This is a genomic window from Nocardioides dongkuii, from assembly GCF_014127485.1.
Classification (GTDB): Bacteria; Actinomycetota; Actinomycetes; order Propionibacteriales; family Nocardioidaceae; genus Nocardioides; species Nocardioides dongkuii.
Genome location: NZ_CP059903.1, coordinates 1,357,182 through 1,373,232, shown reverse-complemented (window position 1 = coordinate 1,373,232; position 16,051 = coordinate 1,357,182). Strand labels below are relative to the sequence as shown.

17 protein-coding genes are annotated in these 16,051 nt (G+C 73.3%); 9 read left to right on the top strand and 8 right to left on the bottom strand.

What is annotated here, in order from left to right:
* Nucleotides 1–42 precede the first annotated feature (42 nt).
* Nucleotides 43–834, top strand: coding sequence for a glycoside hydrolase family 16 protein (locus tag H4O22_RS06680; RefSeq protein WP_182526236.1), 792 nt, complete (start codon nt 43–45; stop codon nt 832–834).
* Nucleotides 835–840: 6 nt separating this feature from the next.
* On the opposite strand, the gene nusA is transcribed toward H4O22_RS06680, so the two are convergent.
* Both nusA and rimP read right to left on the bottom strand, forming a co-directional pair.
* Nucleotides 841–1,827 (bottom strand): transcription termination factor NusA, encoded by a 987-nt coding sequence (gene nusA, locus H4O22_RS06675; RefSeq protein WP_182526235.1) that lies wholly within the window; start codon nt 1,825–1,827, stop codon nt 841–843.
* Nucleotides 1,827–2,318, bottom strand: a complete 492-nt coding sequence (gene rimP / locus H4O22_RS06670; RefSeq protein WP_182526234.1) for a ribosome maturation factor RimP — start codon at nt 2,316–2,318, stop codon at nt 1,827–1,829. The genes nusA and rimP overlap by 1 nt, the downstream gene beginning before the upstream one ends.
* Before the next feature lie 96 nt (nt 2,319–2,414).
* On the opposite strand from rimP, the gene H4O22_RS06665 reads away from it, so the two are divergent.
* Both H4O22_RS06665 and H4O22_RS06660 read left to right on the top strand, forming a co-directional pair.
* Nucleotides 2,415–2,915: a hypothetical protein gene (locus H4O22_RS06665; protein ID WP_182526233.1), complete on the top strand. Its 501-nt coding sequence runs from the start codon at nt 2,415–2,417 to the stop codon at nt 2,913–2,915.
* Nucleotides 2,912–3,328, top strand: a complete 417-nt coding sequence (locus H4O22_RS06660; protein ID WP_182526232.1) for a ferritin-like domain-containing protein — start codon at nt 2,912–2,914, stop codon at nt 3,326–3,328. The genes H4O22_RS06665 and H4O22_RS06660 overlap by 4 nt, the downstream gene beginning before the upstream one ends.
* A gap of 21 nt (nt 3,329–3,349) precedes the next feature.
* Here the strand turns inward: H4O22_RS06660 and H4O22_RS06655 are convergent, their stop codons facing one another.
* Nucleotides 3,350–5,134 (bottom strand): proline--tRNA ligase, encoded by a 1,785-nt coding sequence (locus tag H4O22_RS06655; protein WP_244963135.1) that lies wholly within the window; start codon nt 5,132–5,134, stop codon nt 3,350–3,352.
* Nucleotides 5,135–5,194: 60 nt separating this feature from the next.
* Between H4O22_RS06655 and H4O22_RS06650 the strand changes: the two genes are divergently transcribed.
* Entirely contained in the window at nt 5,195–6,181 is a 987-nt protein-coding gene (locus H4O22_RS06650; RefSeq protein WP_182526231.1) for a hypothetical protein, read from the top strand.
* Between the two features lie 13 nt (nt 6,182–6,194).
* Here H4O22_RS06650 and H4O22_RS06645 read toward each other — a convergent pair whose 3' ends face one another.
* From H4O22_RS06645 to H4O22_RS06625, 5 genes are all read right to left on the bottom strand, one after another.
* Nucleotides 6,195–6,560, bottom strand: a complete 366-nt coding sequence (locus tag H4O22_RS06645) for a DoxX family protein (RefSeq protein ID WP_182526230.1) — start codon at nt 6,558–6,560, stop codon at nt 6,195–6,197.
* A gap of 12 nt (nt 6,561–6,572) precedes the next feature.
* Nucleotides 6,573–7,418 carry a GNAT family N-acetyltransferase gene (locus H4O22_RS06640; RefSeq protein WP_182526229.1) on the bottom strand — a complete coding sequence of 282 codons (846 nt, stop codon included), beginning with the start codon at nt 7,416–7,418 and terminating at the stop codon, nt 6,573–6,575.
* A gap of 39 nt (nt 7,419–7,457) precedes the next feature.
* Nucleotides 7,458–8,609 carry a flavodoxin-dependent (E)-4-hydroxy-3-methylbut-2-enyl-diphosphate synthase gene (gene ispG, locus H4O22_RS06635; RefSeq protein ID WP_182526228.1) on the bottom strand — a complete coding sequence of 384 codons (1,152 nt, stop codon included), beginning with the start codon at nt 8,607–8,609 and terminating at the stop codon, nt 7,458–7,460.
* A gap of 168 nt (nt 8,610–8,777) precedes the next feature.
* On the bottom strand, nt 8,778–10,139 hold the full coding sequence (locus H4O22_RS06630; RefSeq protein ID WP_182526227.1) for a M50 family metallopeptidase: 1,362 nt from the start codon (nt 10,137–10,139) through the stop codon (nt 8,778–8,780).
* Nucleotides 10,136–11,233: a 1-deoxy-D-xylulose-5-phosphate reductoisomerase gene (locus H4O22_RS06625; RefSeq protein WP_182526226.1), complete on the bottom strand. Its 1,098-nt coding sequence runs from the start codon at nt 11,231–11,233 to the stop codon at nt 10,136–10,138. The genes H4O22_RS06630 and H4O22_RS06625 overlap by 4 nt, the downstream gene beginning before the upstream one ends.
* Nucleotides 11,234–11,280: 47 nt before the next feature.
* On the opposite strand from H4O22_RS06625, the gene gabT reads away from it, so the two are divergent.
* From gabT to H4O22_RS06600, 5 genes are read left to right on the top strand one after another with little or no spacing between them, the layout of a single operon-like run.
* Nucleotides 11,281–12,627 carry a 4-aminobutyrate--2-oxoglutarate transaminase gene (gene gabT / locus H4O22_RS06620; RefSeq protein WP_182526225.1) on the top strand — a complete coding sequence of 449 codons (1,347 nt, stop codon included), beginning with the start codon at nt 11,281–11,283 and terminating at the stop codon, nt 12,625–12,627.
* A gap of 56 nt (nt 12,628–12,683) precedes the next feature.
* On the top strand, nt 12,684–14,477 hold the full coding sequence (locus H4O22_RS06615) for an N-acyl-D-amino-acid deacylase family protein (RefSeq protein WP_182526224.1): 1,794 nt from the start codon (nt 12,684–12,686) through the stop codon (nt 14,475–14,477).
* Complete coding sequence (locus H4O22_RS06610; RefSeq protein ID WP_182526223.1) at nt 14,474–14,923, top strand: nuclear transport factor 2 family protein; 450 nt, start codon at nt 14,474–14,476, stop codon at nt 14,921–14,923. Before H4O22_RS06615 ends, H4O22_RS06610 begins: the two co-directional genes overlap by 4 nt.
* 32 nt (nt 14,924–14,955) lie before the next feature.
* The gene (locus H4O22_RS06605; RefSeq protein WP_182526222.1) at nt 14,956–15,828 is read left to right on the top strand and encodes a sensor histidine kinase; all 873 of its coding nucleotides are present in this window, start codon (nt 14,956–14,958) and stop codon (nt 15,826–15,828) included.
* Nucleotides 15,829–15,869: 41 nt separating this feature from the next.
* Nucleotides 15,870–16,046 carry a DUF1059 domain-containing protein gene (locus tag H4O22_RS06600; protein ID WP_182526221.1) on the top strand — a complete coding sequence of 59 codons (177 nt, stop codon included), beginning with the start codon at nt 15,870–15,872 and terminating at the stop codon, nt 16,044–16,046.
* The last annotated feature ends 5 nt before the right edge of the window (nt 16,047–16,051 follow it).

The window sequence follows — 16,051 nt, the reverse complement described above, 5'->3', positions numbered from 1 at the left end:
CGAACCGGGAGCGCTGTCGGTGCCCGCGCCTAGCCTGGTTCGGTGGACTTCTCCCCGGATTTCTCACCGGACTTCAGCGACGACTTCCGCGGGCCGACGCTGGACACCGGCGTGTGGCTCCCCCACTACCTGCCTGCTTGGAGCTCCCGGGCCGAGTCGGCCGCGTCCTTCCGGATCGGGCAGGAGGGGCTCGTCCTCGACGTCCCCATCGACCATCCGCTCTGGTGCGCGGGCGACCACGAGCCCCCGATCCGGGTCTCAGGGCTGCAGACCGCGAGCTGGTCGGGTCCGGTGGGCTCGGCGCGCGGTCAGCAGCGTTTCCGCGAGGGCCAGGTCGTCCGCGAGGAGCAGCCGACCTTCGAAGGGCTGCTGGTGGGGCCCGGGCGCGTGGAGGTCCAGGCCCGGATGACGCTCTCGCCGCGATCGATGGCGGCGCTGTGGCTCACCGGGCTCGAGGACGACCGCGACCAGCTGCGCTCCGGTGAGCTGTGCGTCTTCGAGGTCTTCGGCGACGCCGTGGACCGGTCACCGGCCAGCGCCGAGGTCGGCGTGGGCGTCAAGGCGTTCCGCGACCCCGCGCTGACCCAGGACTTCGCGGCACCGCGCCTCGCCGTCGACGTCACCCGCCCGCACACCTACGCCGTCGACTGGGACGAGCGCGAGGCCGTCTTCACCGTCGACGGCCGCGAGGTACGTCGGTGCGCCGCCCCGCCGACGTACCCGATGCAGCTGATGGTGGCGGTCTTCGACTTCCCCGACCGCTCGACCGCCCTCGACGACCACCTGGTCCCCGAGCTGGTGGTCGAGCGGGTCGCCGCCACGCGGGCCCGCTGACCGCGATCAGGCGTCGGCGTCGGCCGGCTCCTCGTCGGAGCGGATGTCGATGCGCCAGCCGGTGAGGCGGGCGGCCAGGCGGGCGTTCTGCCCCTCCTTGCCGATCGCGAGCGAGAGCTGGAAGTCGGGGACGACCACCCGGGCGGAGCGCGCCTCGGCGTCGATGATCTCGACCGAGGTGGCCCGGGCGGGCGAGAGCGCGTGCGCCACCATCTCCGCGGGGTCCTCGGACCAGTCGACGATGTCGATCTTCTCGCCGTGCAGCTCGGCCATCACGTTGCGCACCCGCTGGCCCATCGGGCCGATGCACGCACCCTTGGGGTTCACGCCGGACGCCGTGGACTTGACCGCGATCTTCGTGCGGTGACCCGCCTCGCGGGCGATGGCGGCGATCTCGACGGTGCCGTCGGCGATCTCGGGCACCTCGAGCGCGAAGAGCTTCTTCACCAGGCTCGGGTGCGAGCGCGACAGGGTGATCTGCGGACCGCGCATGCCCTTGCGCACGGAGACGACGAGGCACTTGATCCGCGTGCCGTGGCTGTAGTCCTCGCCGGGAACCCGCTCGCTCACCGGCAGCATCGCCTCGAGCTTGCCGAGGTCGACCAGCACGTCGTCGGGGTTGCGGCCCTGCTGGATGACACCGGAGACGATGTCGCCCTCCTTGCCGGAGAACTCCCCGAAGCGGATGTCATCCTCGGCGTCGCGGAGCCGCTGCAGCATGATCTGCTTCGCGGTCGTCGCCGCGATCCGGCCGAACCCCTGCGGGGTGTCCTCGTACTCGTCGCCGACCAGCTGGCCGTCGTCGTCGGTCTCGCGGACCATCACGGTGACGTGGCCGGACTTGCGGTCCAGGGTGACCCGCGCGTGCTCCTGGGCGCCCGGCGTCTTGTGGTACGCCGTGAGCAGGGCCTGCTCGATCGCCTCGACGAGCACCTCGAAGGAGATCTCCTTCTCCCGCTCCAGCATCCGCAGGATGCTCAGGTCGATGTCCATCAGGTCTCCTCGGTCTTGCGGTTGAACTCGATCTGCACGAGCGCCTTGTCGACGTCGGCGTAGCCGACCTCGTGGTGGGCGCCCGCGACGTCGAGGGTGACGGTGCCGTCGGGGGCGTCCACGGAGGACACCACCCGTCCCGTGACGGTGGTGCCGTCGGTGAGGACGACGCGCACGAGGCGGTCGACGTTGCGGCGCCAGTGGCGCGGCAGGGTGAGCGGGCGGTCCACGCCGCGCGAGGTCACCTCGAGGGTGTAGGGGTGCTCCCCCATGACGTCGGAGGCGTCGAGCACGCGCTCGACCTCGCGGGTCGCGGCGGCGACGTCGTCGAGCGTCACGCCGCCGTCCTGGTCGACCGCGACGCGCAGCACGCGCCGCTTGCCGGCCGGGGTGATCTCGACGCCCTCGACGTCGATGCCCATGGCGCGGAGAGGGTCGGCGAGCTCCGCCTCGATCCGCTCACGGAGGGCGTCCTGCTGGGCACTGCTCACGGTCGTCGACCTCCCTGTTCTGTTGTCGTGCTGGTCCTCGTCGGGCCACCCTAGCCGCTGCGCGACGGCGCGCCACCCCGGCGGTAGGGTCGCGCCGTGCCCGCCCGACCACCCGCCGCCACCCGCCGTACGGCGGTCGGCGCGGCGCTCCTCGGGCTGGTCGCCGTCGGTGGTTGCGACCTCGACGACCTCGACCCGCGGTCCGACCCCGCGCCGGGCTCCGGGGAGCCGTCCGAGCCCCCCGCCGACGCCGACGCCGACCTGGTGGAGACGGTCGTCACGGCGCTCTCCACCGCTCTCGCCGCGACCTCGGCGGTGCCCCCGCGGGACCGGGCGGCGCTGCGGCCGCTCGCCCGCCTGCACCGCCGGCACCTCGCCGAGCTGGGCGCCGACGAGCCAGTCGAGGGCGGCGTCGCGTCGATGACCGCGGCGCAGGTGCGCAGCCGCGAGGAGCGGCTCCAGCGCCGGCTCGCGGACTGGTCGGTGCAGGCCGAGAGCGGCGAGCTGGCGCGCGTGCTCGCCTCGATGTCCGCGGCCGTGGCCCAGCAGCTCGCCCTGCCGGCACCCCGGCCCCGCGGGGCGGGGGGCGGATCGTGACCGCCGCCGCCGCGCTGCGGGCTGCGGTCCAGGCCGAGCACGCCGCGATCTACGTGTACGGCGTCCTCGGCGCGCAGACGTCGGCGACCGCGCAGCCCGAGCTGCACGCCGCGCTCGTGGCGGCGTACGCCCAGCACCGCGCCCGCCGCGACCAGCTGGTGGCCCGGATGCGCGACCTCGGCGAGACGCCGCCCGCGGCCGCCCCGGCGTACGACGTGCCGCCGCGGCTCGACGACGTCGCCGTCGTGCGCGAGCAGGCGCGCCGGGTCGAGGCGGCCTGCGCCGCGACGTACGCCCACCTCGTGGGCAGCAGCACCGGGTCGCTCCGCCGGTGGGCGATCGGCGCGCTGACCGACGCGGCGGTGCGGGGCCTGACGTTCGGCGCGGAGCCCGAGGTCCTGCCGGGCACCTGAGCCCGCCGGGTCAGGTCCGGGTCAGGCGCGGACCAGCCGGACCAGGTGGTCGATCGCGTGGTCGGCGACGACGGCCTCGCGCTCGCCGGTGCGGCGGTCGCGGACCTCGACGGTGCCGGACTCCGCCAGGCTCTTGCCGACCACGACGACGGTGGGGACGCCGATCAGCTCGGCGTCCTTGAACTTCACGCCGGGGCTGACCTTGCCGGCGCGGTCGTCGTAGAGCACCTCGACGCCCTGCTCGGCGAGGCCGTGGGCGATCCGCTCGGCCGCGGCGAAGATCGCCTCGTCCTTGCCGGCGGCGACCAGGTGCACGTCGGCGGGCGCGACGTTGCGCGGCCAGCACAGCCCGGACTCGTCGAGGGTGCCCTCGGCGATCGCCGCGACCGCGCGGGTGCAGCCGATGCCGTAGGAGCCCATGGTGACGGTGACGAGCTTGCCGTTCTCGTCGAGGACCTTGAGGTCCAGCGCCTCGGCGTACAGGCGGCCGAGCTGGAAGATGTGGCCCATCTCGATGCCGCGCGCGGTCTCGAGCACGCCGTCGGCGCAGGCGGGGCACGGGTCGCCGTCGCGGACCTCCGCGGCCTCGATGGTGCCGTCGGGGGTGAAGTCGCGGCCGGCGACCAGGTCGAGGACGTGGCTCCCGTCGACGTCGGCGCCGGTGACCCAGCGGGTGCCCTCGACGACGCGGGGGTCGACGAGGTAGCGGATGCCGGAGGCGTTCTCCTCCCCCAGCGCGCCGGGGCCGATGTAGCCCTTGACCAGGCTGGGGTGCTTGGCGAACTCGGTCTCGTCGAACGGCTCGACCTCGGTCGGCTCCAGCTGCCCCTCGAGCCGCTTCTGGTCGACCTCGCGGTCGCCGGGCACGCCGATGGCGACCGGCTCGCGGGTGCCGTCGGCGTGCTTGAGCATCACCAGGACGTTCTTCAGGGTGTCGCCGGCGTGCCAGGGCCGGTCGGCGCGGGGGTACGCCGCGTTCAGGTGGTCGACGAGCGTCTGGATCGTGGGGGTGTCGGGCGTCTTCTCCGCGTGGGCGACCGGCGCGTCGTCGTACGGCACGGGGCTGGGCGGGCGGACCTGGACCGCCTCGACGTTGGCGGCGTAGTCGCAGCTCGTGCAGCGCACGTAGGTGTCCTCGCCGACGGCGGCCTTGGCGAGGAACTCCTCGGACTTCGAGCCGCCCATCGCGCCCGACGTCGCTTTGACGATCGCGTAGTCGAAGCCCAGCCGGTCGAAGATCCGGACGTAGGCGTCGCGGTGCCTCTGGTAGCTCTCGTCGAGGCCGGCGTCGTCGATGTCGAAGGAGTAGGAGTCCTTCATCGTGAACTCGCGCCCGCGGAGCACGCCGGCGCGCGGCCGCGACTCGTCGCGGTACTTGGTCTGGATCTGGTAGATCGCGAGCGGCAGGTCCTTGTACGAGGAGTACAGGTCCTTCACCAGGAGGGTGAACATCTCCTCGTGGGTCGGGCCGAGCAGGTAGTCCCCGCCCTTGCGGTCCTTGAGGCGGAACAGGTTGTCGCCGTACTGGGTCCAGCGGTTGCTGGCCTCGTAGGGCTCGCGCGGCAGCAGCGCCGGGAAGGAGAGCTCCTGGGCGCCGATGCCGTCCATCTCATCGCGCACGATCGCCTCGATCTTGCGCAGCACCCTCAGGCCCAGCGGCAGCCAGGTGTAGATGCCGGGCGCCGCACGGCGGATGTAGCCCGCCCGGACGAGCAGCCGGTGGCTGGGCACCTCCGCGTCGGCCGGGTCGTCGCGCAGCGTCCGCACGAACAGGCTCGACATGCGCAGGATCCGGGAGGTGCTCATGGGCGGCAACGTTATCCCCTGCGATCACAACCATTTCGGGCGCGTCCGCGTCTTCCCCGCATGCGAATCCCCCTGAGCCTGCTGTCCGTCGTCCTGGCCGCGAGCGCCGCCGTCCTCGGCCCCGTCGCGCCCGCCGCCGCTGCCCCCGCTGCGGCCCCTGCGGTCGACGTCCGGCCCGGCGCCCTGGACCGCGGTCCGGCGCCGTCGGCGCCCCACGTCGTCGGCTCCACGATCGTCGACGGCGGCCGCCGGATCCCGGTCGCGGCCGAGGAGGTGCGACTCCTCGGCACGTCGGGTCGCGCGTACGTCGTGGCCGTCTCCAGCGGCCGGGGACCGGGCCCCCGGGTGCTGCGGGTGCGGCCCGACGGGTCCACCCGGGTGCTGGCCCGGCGCACGTACGGCGACGCGCTGCTCGGCGCCGACGGGGAGACGCTGGTGCACGTGCGACCCGCCGGCCGCGGCAGCCGGGTGACCGTCATCGACGCGCGCACCGGGCGGAGCGTCGCGACCCGCCGCGTCCGCGGGGACGCCGAGCTGCTCGACGTCGAGACCGGGCGGGTGCTGCTGACCACCTACGGCCCCGACCGGACCCTGGTGTGGCGCTCCGGCGCGGACCGGGTGCGCACCGTGCTGCGTCGCGCGGCCGGTCTCGGTGACCTCGGCTCCGACCGGCTCGCCTGGATCGCCGGCGACCCGTACGCCGGCGGCTGCACCCGGCTCGCACGGGTCTCCGACCCGAGCGACCTGGTCTGGCGCTCGTGCCGGGACGCGGTCGCCTCGATCTCGCCCGACGGCTCGCGGCTGCTGACGCTGCACAAGCTCACCGACGGCGTCGGGTCCCGCGAGCTGCGGATGCGGAGGGCCGACGGCACGCTGCTCGCGACGTACCGGGTGAAGGGGTGGTTCCGCGGCTGGTTCTGGGAGGACGACCGCACGATCGTGGCGGGCGCCAACGGCCGGTCGCGCTACGCGCTGGTGCGCTGCGCCGGCGACGACTGCGAGCGGGCCGGCGCGACCGAGCCGGCACACCAGGAGCGGGCGGCCTGACCAGGCCGACCGGTCAGGCGGTCCGGGCCGCCTCGAGCACGGCCCGGATCATCGGCACCTGCAGCGGGAGCCGCGCGTACGCCGCGGCCTGGAAGGTCCGGTTGCGGGTGCGGGAGGCGTCCTGGGCCATCTGGATGTTGCCCGGGAAGACGCCGAGCAGGAGCAGCGCGCTCGCGTAGCCCGCGACCTTGCGGGTGCGCGGCGCCACCATCCCGGCGGCGCAGAGCAGCTCCGCCACCCCGCTGGCGTAGATCAGCTCGCGGTGCGCCGGCACCCACGACGGCATGACCGTCTCGAAGACCTCGGGCTTCACGAGGTGGACGGTGCCGCTGACGGCGAAGGCGCCGACGACGACCTTGGCGCTGATGGGGAGGCTCACGCGGCCACCCTGTCAGAACATGATCGTGGAGAACCGGGCCGTCTCGCGGAAGCCGACGCTCTCGTAGGCCCGCCGCGCGGGGTTGTTCCAGTCGTTGACGTAGAGCGAGACGACCGGCGCGACCTCGCGGCGTACCAGCTCCACGACCGCGGCCATCCCCGCCACCGCGAGCCCCTCGCCGCGCCGGTCCTCCGGCACCCAGACGCCCTGCACCTGGGCGGCGTACGGCGAGGCGCAGGCGACCTCGGCCTTGAACACCAGCCGGCCGTCGTCGAAGCGCGCGAACGACCAGCCGCGGTTGACCAGCTGCGTGACGCGTGCGCGGTAGAGGTCCGTACCGCCGCCGTGCTCCGGGGAGACGCCGACCTCCTCGGTGTACATCGCCACGCACGCCGGGTAGAGCTCGTCCATGTCGGCGCGCGTGGTCCGGCGTACGGCGGGGTCGGGGGCGACGAGCGGGGCGTCCCGGATCTCCAGGTGCGGCTGCTCCCAGCGCGCCTCGCGGGGCCGGCCCCAGGACGCGGCGACGGCGTGCCACAGCTCGCGGACCGGCTCGTGCGGGCCCACGATCGTGGAGACGGTGCGGCCGCGGGTGAGTGCGCGCTCGGCGAAGGTGCGCGCGTCGTCGGCCGTCGCCTGCACCGGCACCAGGTTCGCGCCGACGTGGCAGGCGGCGACCAGCTCACCGCCGACGAAGCGGCCCCACATCTCGCCGCCCAGCCAGCGCGGCTCGAGGTTGGTGGTGCGGGCGCGGTAGTCGGCGAAGACGTTGACCACCGGGTCCAGCGCGACCAGCTCGAGGAACGCGTCGAGATCGCCCGCCGCCAGGGGGCGCACACCGTGACGCGTCGTCAGCACGGGCGAAGCCTACGACGCGGCCGTCGCACCGGCACGGCGTCAGCCGACCGTGACCTCGGCGCCGGCACCGTCGACGGCCTCCATGCCCTCGGCGATCCGCATCGCCTCCTCGATCAGCGTCTCCACGATCTGCGACTCCGGCACGGTCTTGATGACCTCGCCCTTGACGAAGATCTGGCCCTTGCCGTTGCCGGAGGCGACGCCCAGGTCGGCCTCGCGCGCCTCGCCGGGGCCGTTGACGACGCATCCCATGACGGCGACCCGCAGCGGGACCTCCATGCCCTCGAGCCCGGCGGTCACCTGCTCGGCCAGCGTGTAGACGTCGACCTGCGCGCGCCCGCAGGAGGGGCAGGAGACGATCTCGAGCTTGCGGGGCCGCAGGTTCAGCGACTGCAGGATCTGGATGCCGACCTTGACCTCCTCGACCGGAGGCGCGGAGAGCGAGACCCGGATGGTGTCGCCGATGCCCTTGCTGAGCAGCGCCCCGAAGGCGGTCGCGGACTTGATCGTGCCCTGGAACGCCGGGCCGGCCTCGGTCACGCCGAGGTGCAGCGGCCAGTCGCCCTCAGCGGCGAGCAGCTCGTAGGCGCGGACCATCACGACGGGGTCGTTGTGCTTGACCGAGATCTTGAAGTCGCGGAAGCCGTGCTCCTCGAAGAGGCCCGCCTCCCACTTGGCCGACTCCACGAGCGCCTCGGGCGTCGCCTTGCCGTACTTCTCCAGCAGCCGCTTGTCGAGCGAGCCGGCGTTGACGCCGATCCGGATCGAGGTGCCGTGGTCGCGGGCGGCCCGGGCGATCTCCTTGACCTGGTCGTCGAACTTGCGGATGTTGCCGGGGTTGACCCGGACGGCCGCGCAGCCCGCCTCGATCGCGGCGAAGACGTACTTGGGCTGGAAGTGGATGTCGGCGATGACCGGGATCTGGCTCTTGCGCGCGATGGCGGGCAGCGCCTCGGCGTCGTCCTGGCTCGGGCACGCGACGCGCACGATGTCGCAGCCGGACGCGGTCAGCTCGGCGATCTGCTGCAGGGTGGCGTTGACGTCGGAGGTGAGCGTCGTCGTCATCGACTGCACCGAGACCGGGTGGTCGCTGCCGACCCCGACCTTGCCGACCTGGATCTGACGGGTCGGGCGGCGCGGCGCGAGCACCGGCGGGGGCGCCGCGGGCATGCCGAGGCTGATGGCGGTCATGGGTCCCAGGCTACCGGCGGGTCGGTGCGCGCCCGATTCGGCGGCGGGCGGGCCCGTGGTCGAGTTGGGCCTACCTCACGGTCGAATCGGGGGTTCCTCACGGCACGGGGGTGAGGAGAGCCCAACTCGAGGGTGAGTCCTGCCCAACTCGACCGTGAGACGGCGCGCTCAGCCCTCGAGGTGCAGGGGTACGACGAGGTCGCCGACGATCAGCACCAGACCCATCACCAGCATCGCCGAGGCGACGACGTAGGCGACCGGGAGCAGCTTGGCGGCGTCGACGTACCCGGGGTCGGGACGACGGCGCAGCCGGGCGATCCGGCGCCGGATCGCCTCCCACGCGGCGCTGGCGATGTGGCCGCCGTCGAGCGGCAGCAGCGGGATGAAGTTGAACATCCCGATGAAGAAGTTGAAGCCGGCGATCAGCATCACCAGGAACACGGTCTTCTCGACGACCGGGAACTCCTCGTGGGAGACCGTCTCGCCGGCGAGCCGGCCGCCGCCGACGATGCTGACCGGGCTGTCGGCCGCGCGCTCCTCCAGGCCGACGATCGCCCGCCCGACGTCCCAGACCTTCACCGGCAGGGTGGCCAGCGCCTTGACCGTCTCGACGGTCATCGTGCCCATCCGGTCGAGGGTGAACAGCGGGCCGCCCGTGGTCACCTCGACGTGGGAGGTCGGGACGACGCCGAGGAAGCCGACCTCGCGCAGCGTCTGGTCGGGGTCGTCGTCGGGACGGGTCTCGACGGTGGTGCTCGTGGTGCCCGAGAGGGCCTGGCCGTCGCGCTCGTAGCCGATGACGGCCTCGCCGTCGGCGTTGCCGCGGATCAGGTCGCGCAGCTGGTCCCAGTCGGTGATCGCGACGCCGTTGAACGTGGTGATCGTGTCGCCGGGGCGCAGCCCGGCCTCGACGGCCGGGGAGGGCGGGTCGGCGGCGGTGCACTCGCGTCCCTCGTCCTCGAACGGGAGCACGCAGCGCGAGACCTGCTCGAGGACGGGCGCGCCGGAGTCGACCTCGACGGTGCGCTCGCCGTACGTGGAGAAGACGATGAGGAAGAGGAAGAACGCGATCAGCAGGTTGACGGTGGGCCCGCCGGCCATCACGACGATCTTCTTCCAGGACGGCATCCGGTAGAAGAGCCGGTCGTGGTCCTCGGGCCCGACGAGCTCCCACTCGGCGGCCCGGGCGTCGGAGATCAGCTGGGTGAACATGCCGGTGTTGGACTTGCGCACCCGGGTGACCTGGTTGCCGTGCTCGTCGACGGTGACCTCGTCGGCGAGCTGGTCGGCGCCCGGCGGGAGCATCCCGACGATCTTGACGTAGCCGCCGAGCGGGATCGCCTTGACGCCGTACTCGGTCTCGCCGACCTGCTTGCTCCACACGGTGGGGCCGAAGCCGATGAAGTACTGGGTGACCTTCCCGCCGAACTTCTTCGCGGGGATCATGTGGCCGAGCTCGTGCAGGCCGATCGAGGCCAGGATGGCGACCACGAAGATCACCACCCCGAGCAGGTAGAACAGCGCGCTCATGCAGGACCTCCGATCAGTCGCGTCGCCTCGGCACGGGCCCAGCCGTCCGCGGCGACGACGTCGTCGACGGTGAGCCCTCTCGTCGAGGGTACGTCGAGAACGTCGAGCACCGTACGGATCGTCGGCACGATCTCGGTGAACCTGAGCCGCCCGGCGCGGAACGCTGTGACGCACACCTCGTTCGCGGCGTTGTAGACGGCCGGCGCCGTGCTCCCGGCCTCGCCGGCGGCACGCGCCAGCGCGACCGCGGGGAACGCCTCGTTGTCGAGCGGGTGGAACTCCCAGGTCTCCGGGCGGGTCCAGTCGACCGGCGGGGCCGCGTCCGGCACCCGTTCGGGCCACGCGAGGCCGAGCGCGATCGGGATGAGCATCGTCGGGGGGCTGGCCTGGACGAGCGTCGAGCCGTCGACGAACTCCACCATCGAGTGCACGACGCTCGTCGGGTGGACGACGACCTCGATCCGGTCGAAGGGGATCCCGAAGAGCAGGTGCGCCTCGATCACCTCCAGCCCCTTGTTGACCAGCGTCGCGGAGTTGATCGTGATGACCGGCCCCATGTCCCAGGTCGGGTGGTTCATCGCCTGCTCGGGCGTCACCTCCGCCAGCTCCTCCCGGGTGCGGCCGCGGAACGGGCCGCCACTGGCGGTGAGCACCAGCCGTCGAACCTCCTCCGGCGCGCCGCCCCGCAGGCACTGCGCCAGCGCGGAGTGCTCGGAGTCGACGGGGACGATCTGGCCCGGCTTCGCCCGCTCCAGCACCAGCGGGCCGCCCATGATCAGCGACTCCTTGTTGGCGAGCGCGAGCGTGGTGCCGGCGTCCAGCGCGGCGAGCGTCGGGCGCAGGCCGACCGCCCCGGTGATGCCGTTGAGGACGACGTCGCAGGGGTGGGCGGCGGCCTCGACGGAGGCCTCCTCCCCCAGGCCGGCGTACGCCGGCGCGAACTCCTCGACCTGCTGCCGGAACAGGTCAGGGTTCGACCCGCCGGCGGTCAGCCCGACCACCCGGAACCGGTCGGGGTTGCGCCGGACCAGGTCGAGGGCCTGGGTGCCGATCGAGCCGGTGGAGCCGAGGACGACGACGTCGCGTGGGGTCACCGCCCCATCGTCCCAGAGGCGTCCCCGGTTCCGCCTACGCTGACCCCATGACCTCGATCCCCGCCACCGGCGGCCCGGCTCTCCCGCAGGAGCGCCGGCTCGTCACCGCGATCCCCGGCCCCGCCTCGCTCGCGCGGCTGGAGCGCAAGAAGGCCCACGTCGCCGACGGCGTCGGCACCACCCTGCCGGTCTTCGTGGTCGCGGCCGGCGGCGGCGTGCTGCTCGACGTCGACGGCAACTCGCTGATCGACCTCGGCTCGGGCATCGCGGTCACCACGGTCGGCAACAGCTCCACCGAGGTGGTCCGCCGGGTCACCGAGCAGGCGGCCGCGTTCACCCACACCTGCTTCATGGTCACGCCGTACGACGGGTACGTCGACGTCTGCGAGCAGCTCGCCGAGCTCACGCCCGGCGACCACGCGAAGAAGAGCGCGCTGTTCAACTCCGGCGCCGAGGCGGTCGAGAACGCCGTCAAGATCGCGCGCGTCGCGACCGGCCGTGACGCGGTCGTGGTCTTCGACCACGCCTACCACGGCCGCACCAACCTCACGATGGCGATGACGGCCAAGAACATGCCCTACAAGCACGGCTTCGGGCCGTTCGCCGGCGAGGTCTACCGCGCCCCGATGTCCTACCCGTTCCGCGACGGGCTCTCCGGCGAGGAGGCCGCGGCGCGCGCGATCGACGTCATCGAGAAGCAGGTCGGCGCGACCAACGTGGCCTGCGTCGTCATCGAACCGGTCCTCGGCGAGGGCGGGTTCGTCGTCCCGGCGCCCGGGTTCCTGCCCGCGCTCGCCGCGTGGTGCCGCACGAACGACGTCGTCCTGGTCGCCGACGAGATCCAGTCCGGCTTCTGCCGCACCGGCGACTGGTTCGCGTGCGACGACGAGGGCGTCGTCCCCGACCTGGTCACCACCGCCAAGGGGATCGCGGGCGGCCTGCCGCTCGCGGGGGTCACCGGCCGCGCGGACCTGATGGACTCCGTGCACGTCGGCGGGCTCGGCGGCACCTACGGCGGCAACCCGATCGCCTGTGCCGCCGCCCTCGGCGCGATCGAGGAGATGCGCGGCCAGGACCTCCCCGGCCGGGCGCGGGCCGTCGGCGAGCTGATGCGGTCGCGACTGGAGAAGCTGCAGGCCGAGCACCCGGTGATCGGCGACCTCCGCGGCCGCGGCGCGATGATGGCGATCGAGCTGTGCCACCCCGGCACGCTCGACCCCGACCCGGTCCGCACCGCCGCGGTCTCGGCGTACTGCCACCAGCAGGGCGTCGTGACCCTCACCTGCGGCACCTGGGGCAACGTCTTCCGGTTCCTGCCGCCGCTGTCGATCTCCGACGCGCTGCTCGACGAGGCGTTCGACGTGGTGGCGGAGGCCTTCGCCGCGACCGCCTGAGCGCGCATTGCGCCGTTTTGCTTGACGCGTGTCAACTGGCGCGGTTCGATGCCCTTGTGACCTATGACACCATCGTCCGCGACGGCCTGCTCTACGACGGGAGCGGCGCCGCGCCGGCGGTGCGTCACCTCGGCATCCGCGACGGCCGGGTCGCGGCGGTCTCCGCCGAGCCACTGGACGAGACCGGGTGCCCCGACGTCGTCGACGCCGGCGGCCGCTGGGTGCTCCCGGGCCTGGTCGACATCCACACGCACTACGACGTGGAGGTGCTCGACGGGCCGGCGCTCACCGAGTCCCTGCGGCACGGCGTCACCACGATCATGCTCGGGTCCTGCTCGCTCTCGACGGTCCACGTCGGCGGCGTCGACGCGGGCGACCTGTTCGGCCGGGTGGAGGCGATCCCCCGCCGGCACGTGATCCGCGCGGTCGACAAGCACCGCACCTGGCGCACCGCGAGCGAGTACGTCGCCGCGCTCGAGTCGCTGCCGCTCGGCCCCAACCTCGCGGCGTTCATCGGCCACTCCGACATGCGCACCGCGACCATGGGCCTGGACCGCGCCACCCGCGACGACGTCCGCCCGAGCCGCGCCGAGCAGGCCACGATGGAGCGGATGCTCACCGAGGCCCTCGACGCCGGCTTCGTCGGCCTCTCGGCCCAGCAGCTGCTCTTCGACAAGCTCGACGGCGACCTGTGCCGCTCGCGGACGCTGCCCTCGACGTACGCCTCGGGCAAGGAGATGCGCGGCCTGCGCCGGATCCTCCGCCGCCGCGGACGCGTGCTCCAGGCCGGCCCCGACGTCGGCCAGCCGCAAACCGTGGTCACCCAGGCGTTCGGGTCCATCGGCCTGTTCGGCCGGCCGCTCAAGACCAGCCTGCTCTCCGCCGCCGACATCAAGGCGATCCCGTTCGTGATCCACCTGCTGCGCGGGATGGCCGCCGTGGTCAACCGGCTCGGCGGCGACTTCCGCTGGCAGCACCTGCCGGTGCCGTTCGAGGTGTACGCCGACGGCATCGACCTGGTCATCTTCGAGGAGTTCGGCGCCGGCGCCTCCGCACTGCACCTGCAGGAGAAGCTCGCCCGCGACGAGCTGATGCGCGACCCGGCGTACCGCGCACGGTTCCGCAAGGACTACGAGAGCAAGTACGGCCCGCGCGTGTGGCACCGCGACTTCTTCGACGCCGAGATCGTCGCCTGCCCCGACGCCTCGGTCGTCGGCAAGTCCTTCGGCCAGGTCGGCCAGGAGCGCGGCGGGGCGCACCCCGTCGACGCCTTCCTCGACCTGGTCCTCGAGCACGGCACCGACATCCGGTGGCGCACCACGATCTCCAACCACCGCCCCGAGGTGCTCAAGAAGATCGCCCGCGAGCCCGGCGTCCAGATGGGCTTCTCCGACGCCGGCGCGCACCTGCGCAACATGGCCTTCTACAACTTCGGGCTGCGCCTGCTCCGGCACGTCACCGACGCCGAGAAGGCCGGGACGCCGTTCATGACCGTCGAGCACGCCGTGCACCGCCTGACCGGCGAGCTCGCCGACTGGTACGGCCTGGACGCGGGCCACCTCCGCGTCGGCGACCGCGCCGACCTGCTGGTGGTCGACCCCGAGCACCTCGACGCCACGCTCGAGGAGTACGCCGAGGCCCCCGTCGACCAGTACGACGGGCTCTCGCGGATGGTCAACCGCAACGACGCCACCGTGCCGCTGGTGATGGTCGGCGGCCGCGCGGTGTGGCGCGACGGGGAGGCGACCGAGGTGCTCGGCCGCGAGCGCACCGGCCGGTTCCTGCGCTCCGGGGAGCAGACCCGCGAGCCGCTCGCCCCGCAGGCCCGCACCACCGAGCTGGCCTCGTGACCCGCTCCTCCGAGGAGGCCGTGCGGGGGTTGTGGCAGACCCTGTCGGCGCGCGACTACGACGGCATCGCCGACTGGGTCACCGACGACTGCCTCTACATGGACATGCCCCTCGGGCCCGCGCTCTCCGCACGCGGGCCGGCCGACATCGCCAAGCGGCTGCGGGTCGGCTGGGGCGGGCTCGCGGCGTACGAGAACCACGACGGCGTGCTGGTCGCCGACGGCGAGCACGTGATGTACGAGCACTCCGAGACCTGGACCTTCTCCTCCGGCGAGGTCTTCACCCTGCCCTTCGCCACCGTCCACCGGGTGCGCGAGGGCCGGGTCTGCCTCTGGAAGGACTACTGGGACTACGGCGCGATCATGAACGCCGCCCCGGCGGCCTGGGTCGAGAGCCTGGGGACCGCCGACACCAGCTGGGTCTTCGACGCCACCGACCTGGTCTGAGGGCCCTGGGGACGCCCCCTACCCTCACCGGCATGGACGAAGCGCGCGACCGGCCCACGGTGCTGCCCACGCTGCTCCCCGGCGGGCGGACCGACGAGGTCGACCCCCGGGTGGCGGCGGTGCTGGAGGTGCTCGGCGGCCGCTCGGTCGCCGAGGTCGCCCTGCAGTGGGCGGTCGAGCCGGCGCTGCTGCACCGCTGGGTCCGCGCGTTCGTCGACGCGGGGACCGCCCAGGTCACCAACCGGCCGGACCCCGAGACCGCTGCCCAGCGGGACCGGTTCCTGGCCGCGTTCGCCCACGAGCTGCGCACCCCGCTCACCGTGGCGCAGGGCTGGCTGGCCGTGCTCGCCGAGGGCGACCTGCCGCCGTCCGCGCTGGAGCGCACGGTCGGCCGCCTCCAGGACGCGCTGGACCGGCTGGCGGCGCGGGTGCGCGACGTCCAGCTGCTCGCCACCGCCTCGCTCGGACGGATCGTCCCGGCGCGGGAGACCGTCCGGGTCGGCGACCTGGTGGCGGCGCTCGACGGCCTCGCGGGGGTGGCCGGCGAGGGCCCGGACGTCGAGGTGGACGTCGACCCCGAGCTCTTCGGGCTGGTGCTGCGCGACCTCTGGCAGGCGGCCGCGCTCCGGCCCGAGCCACGCTCGCGCCGGCTGGAGGTCGCCCACCGCGGTCCGTGGGTGGAGGTGCGGGTGGTGCGCGACGCCGACCCCATCGACCACGACGTCCTGCGCGCGCTCTTCGAGCCCTTCGACCTCAACGACGACGGCACCGGCGTCACGATCGGCCTCTATCTCGCCCGGGCCCTCGTGATCGCTCATGGCGGGACGCTGGGTGCCGATCAGGACGACACCAGCGCGGTGCTCTGGGTGCGGATCCCCGCACCGGAGCGCGGGCTGGCGCCCTGAGAGAGCGCGCGACCCGAGGTCGCGCCCACGAGAGGAACCCCATGTTCAAGCTCGCCTGCGGCGACGTCATGCCGGGCTGCAGCGCCCGGTTCGAGAACCCCGACCGCGACCTGCTGATGGCCGAGGTGGCCGCCCACGCGGCCGCCGACCACGGGATCACCGTGATCACGCCGGACGTCGCCGACGCCGTCGGCCAGAAGATCTCCTTCGCCGCCTGACCTCA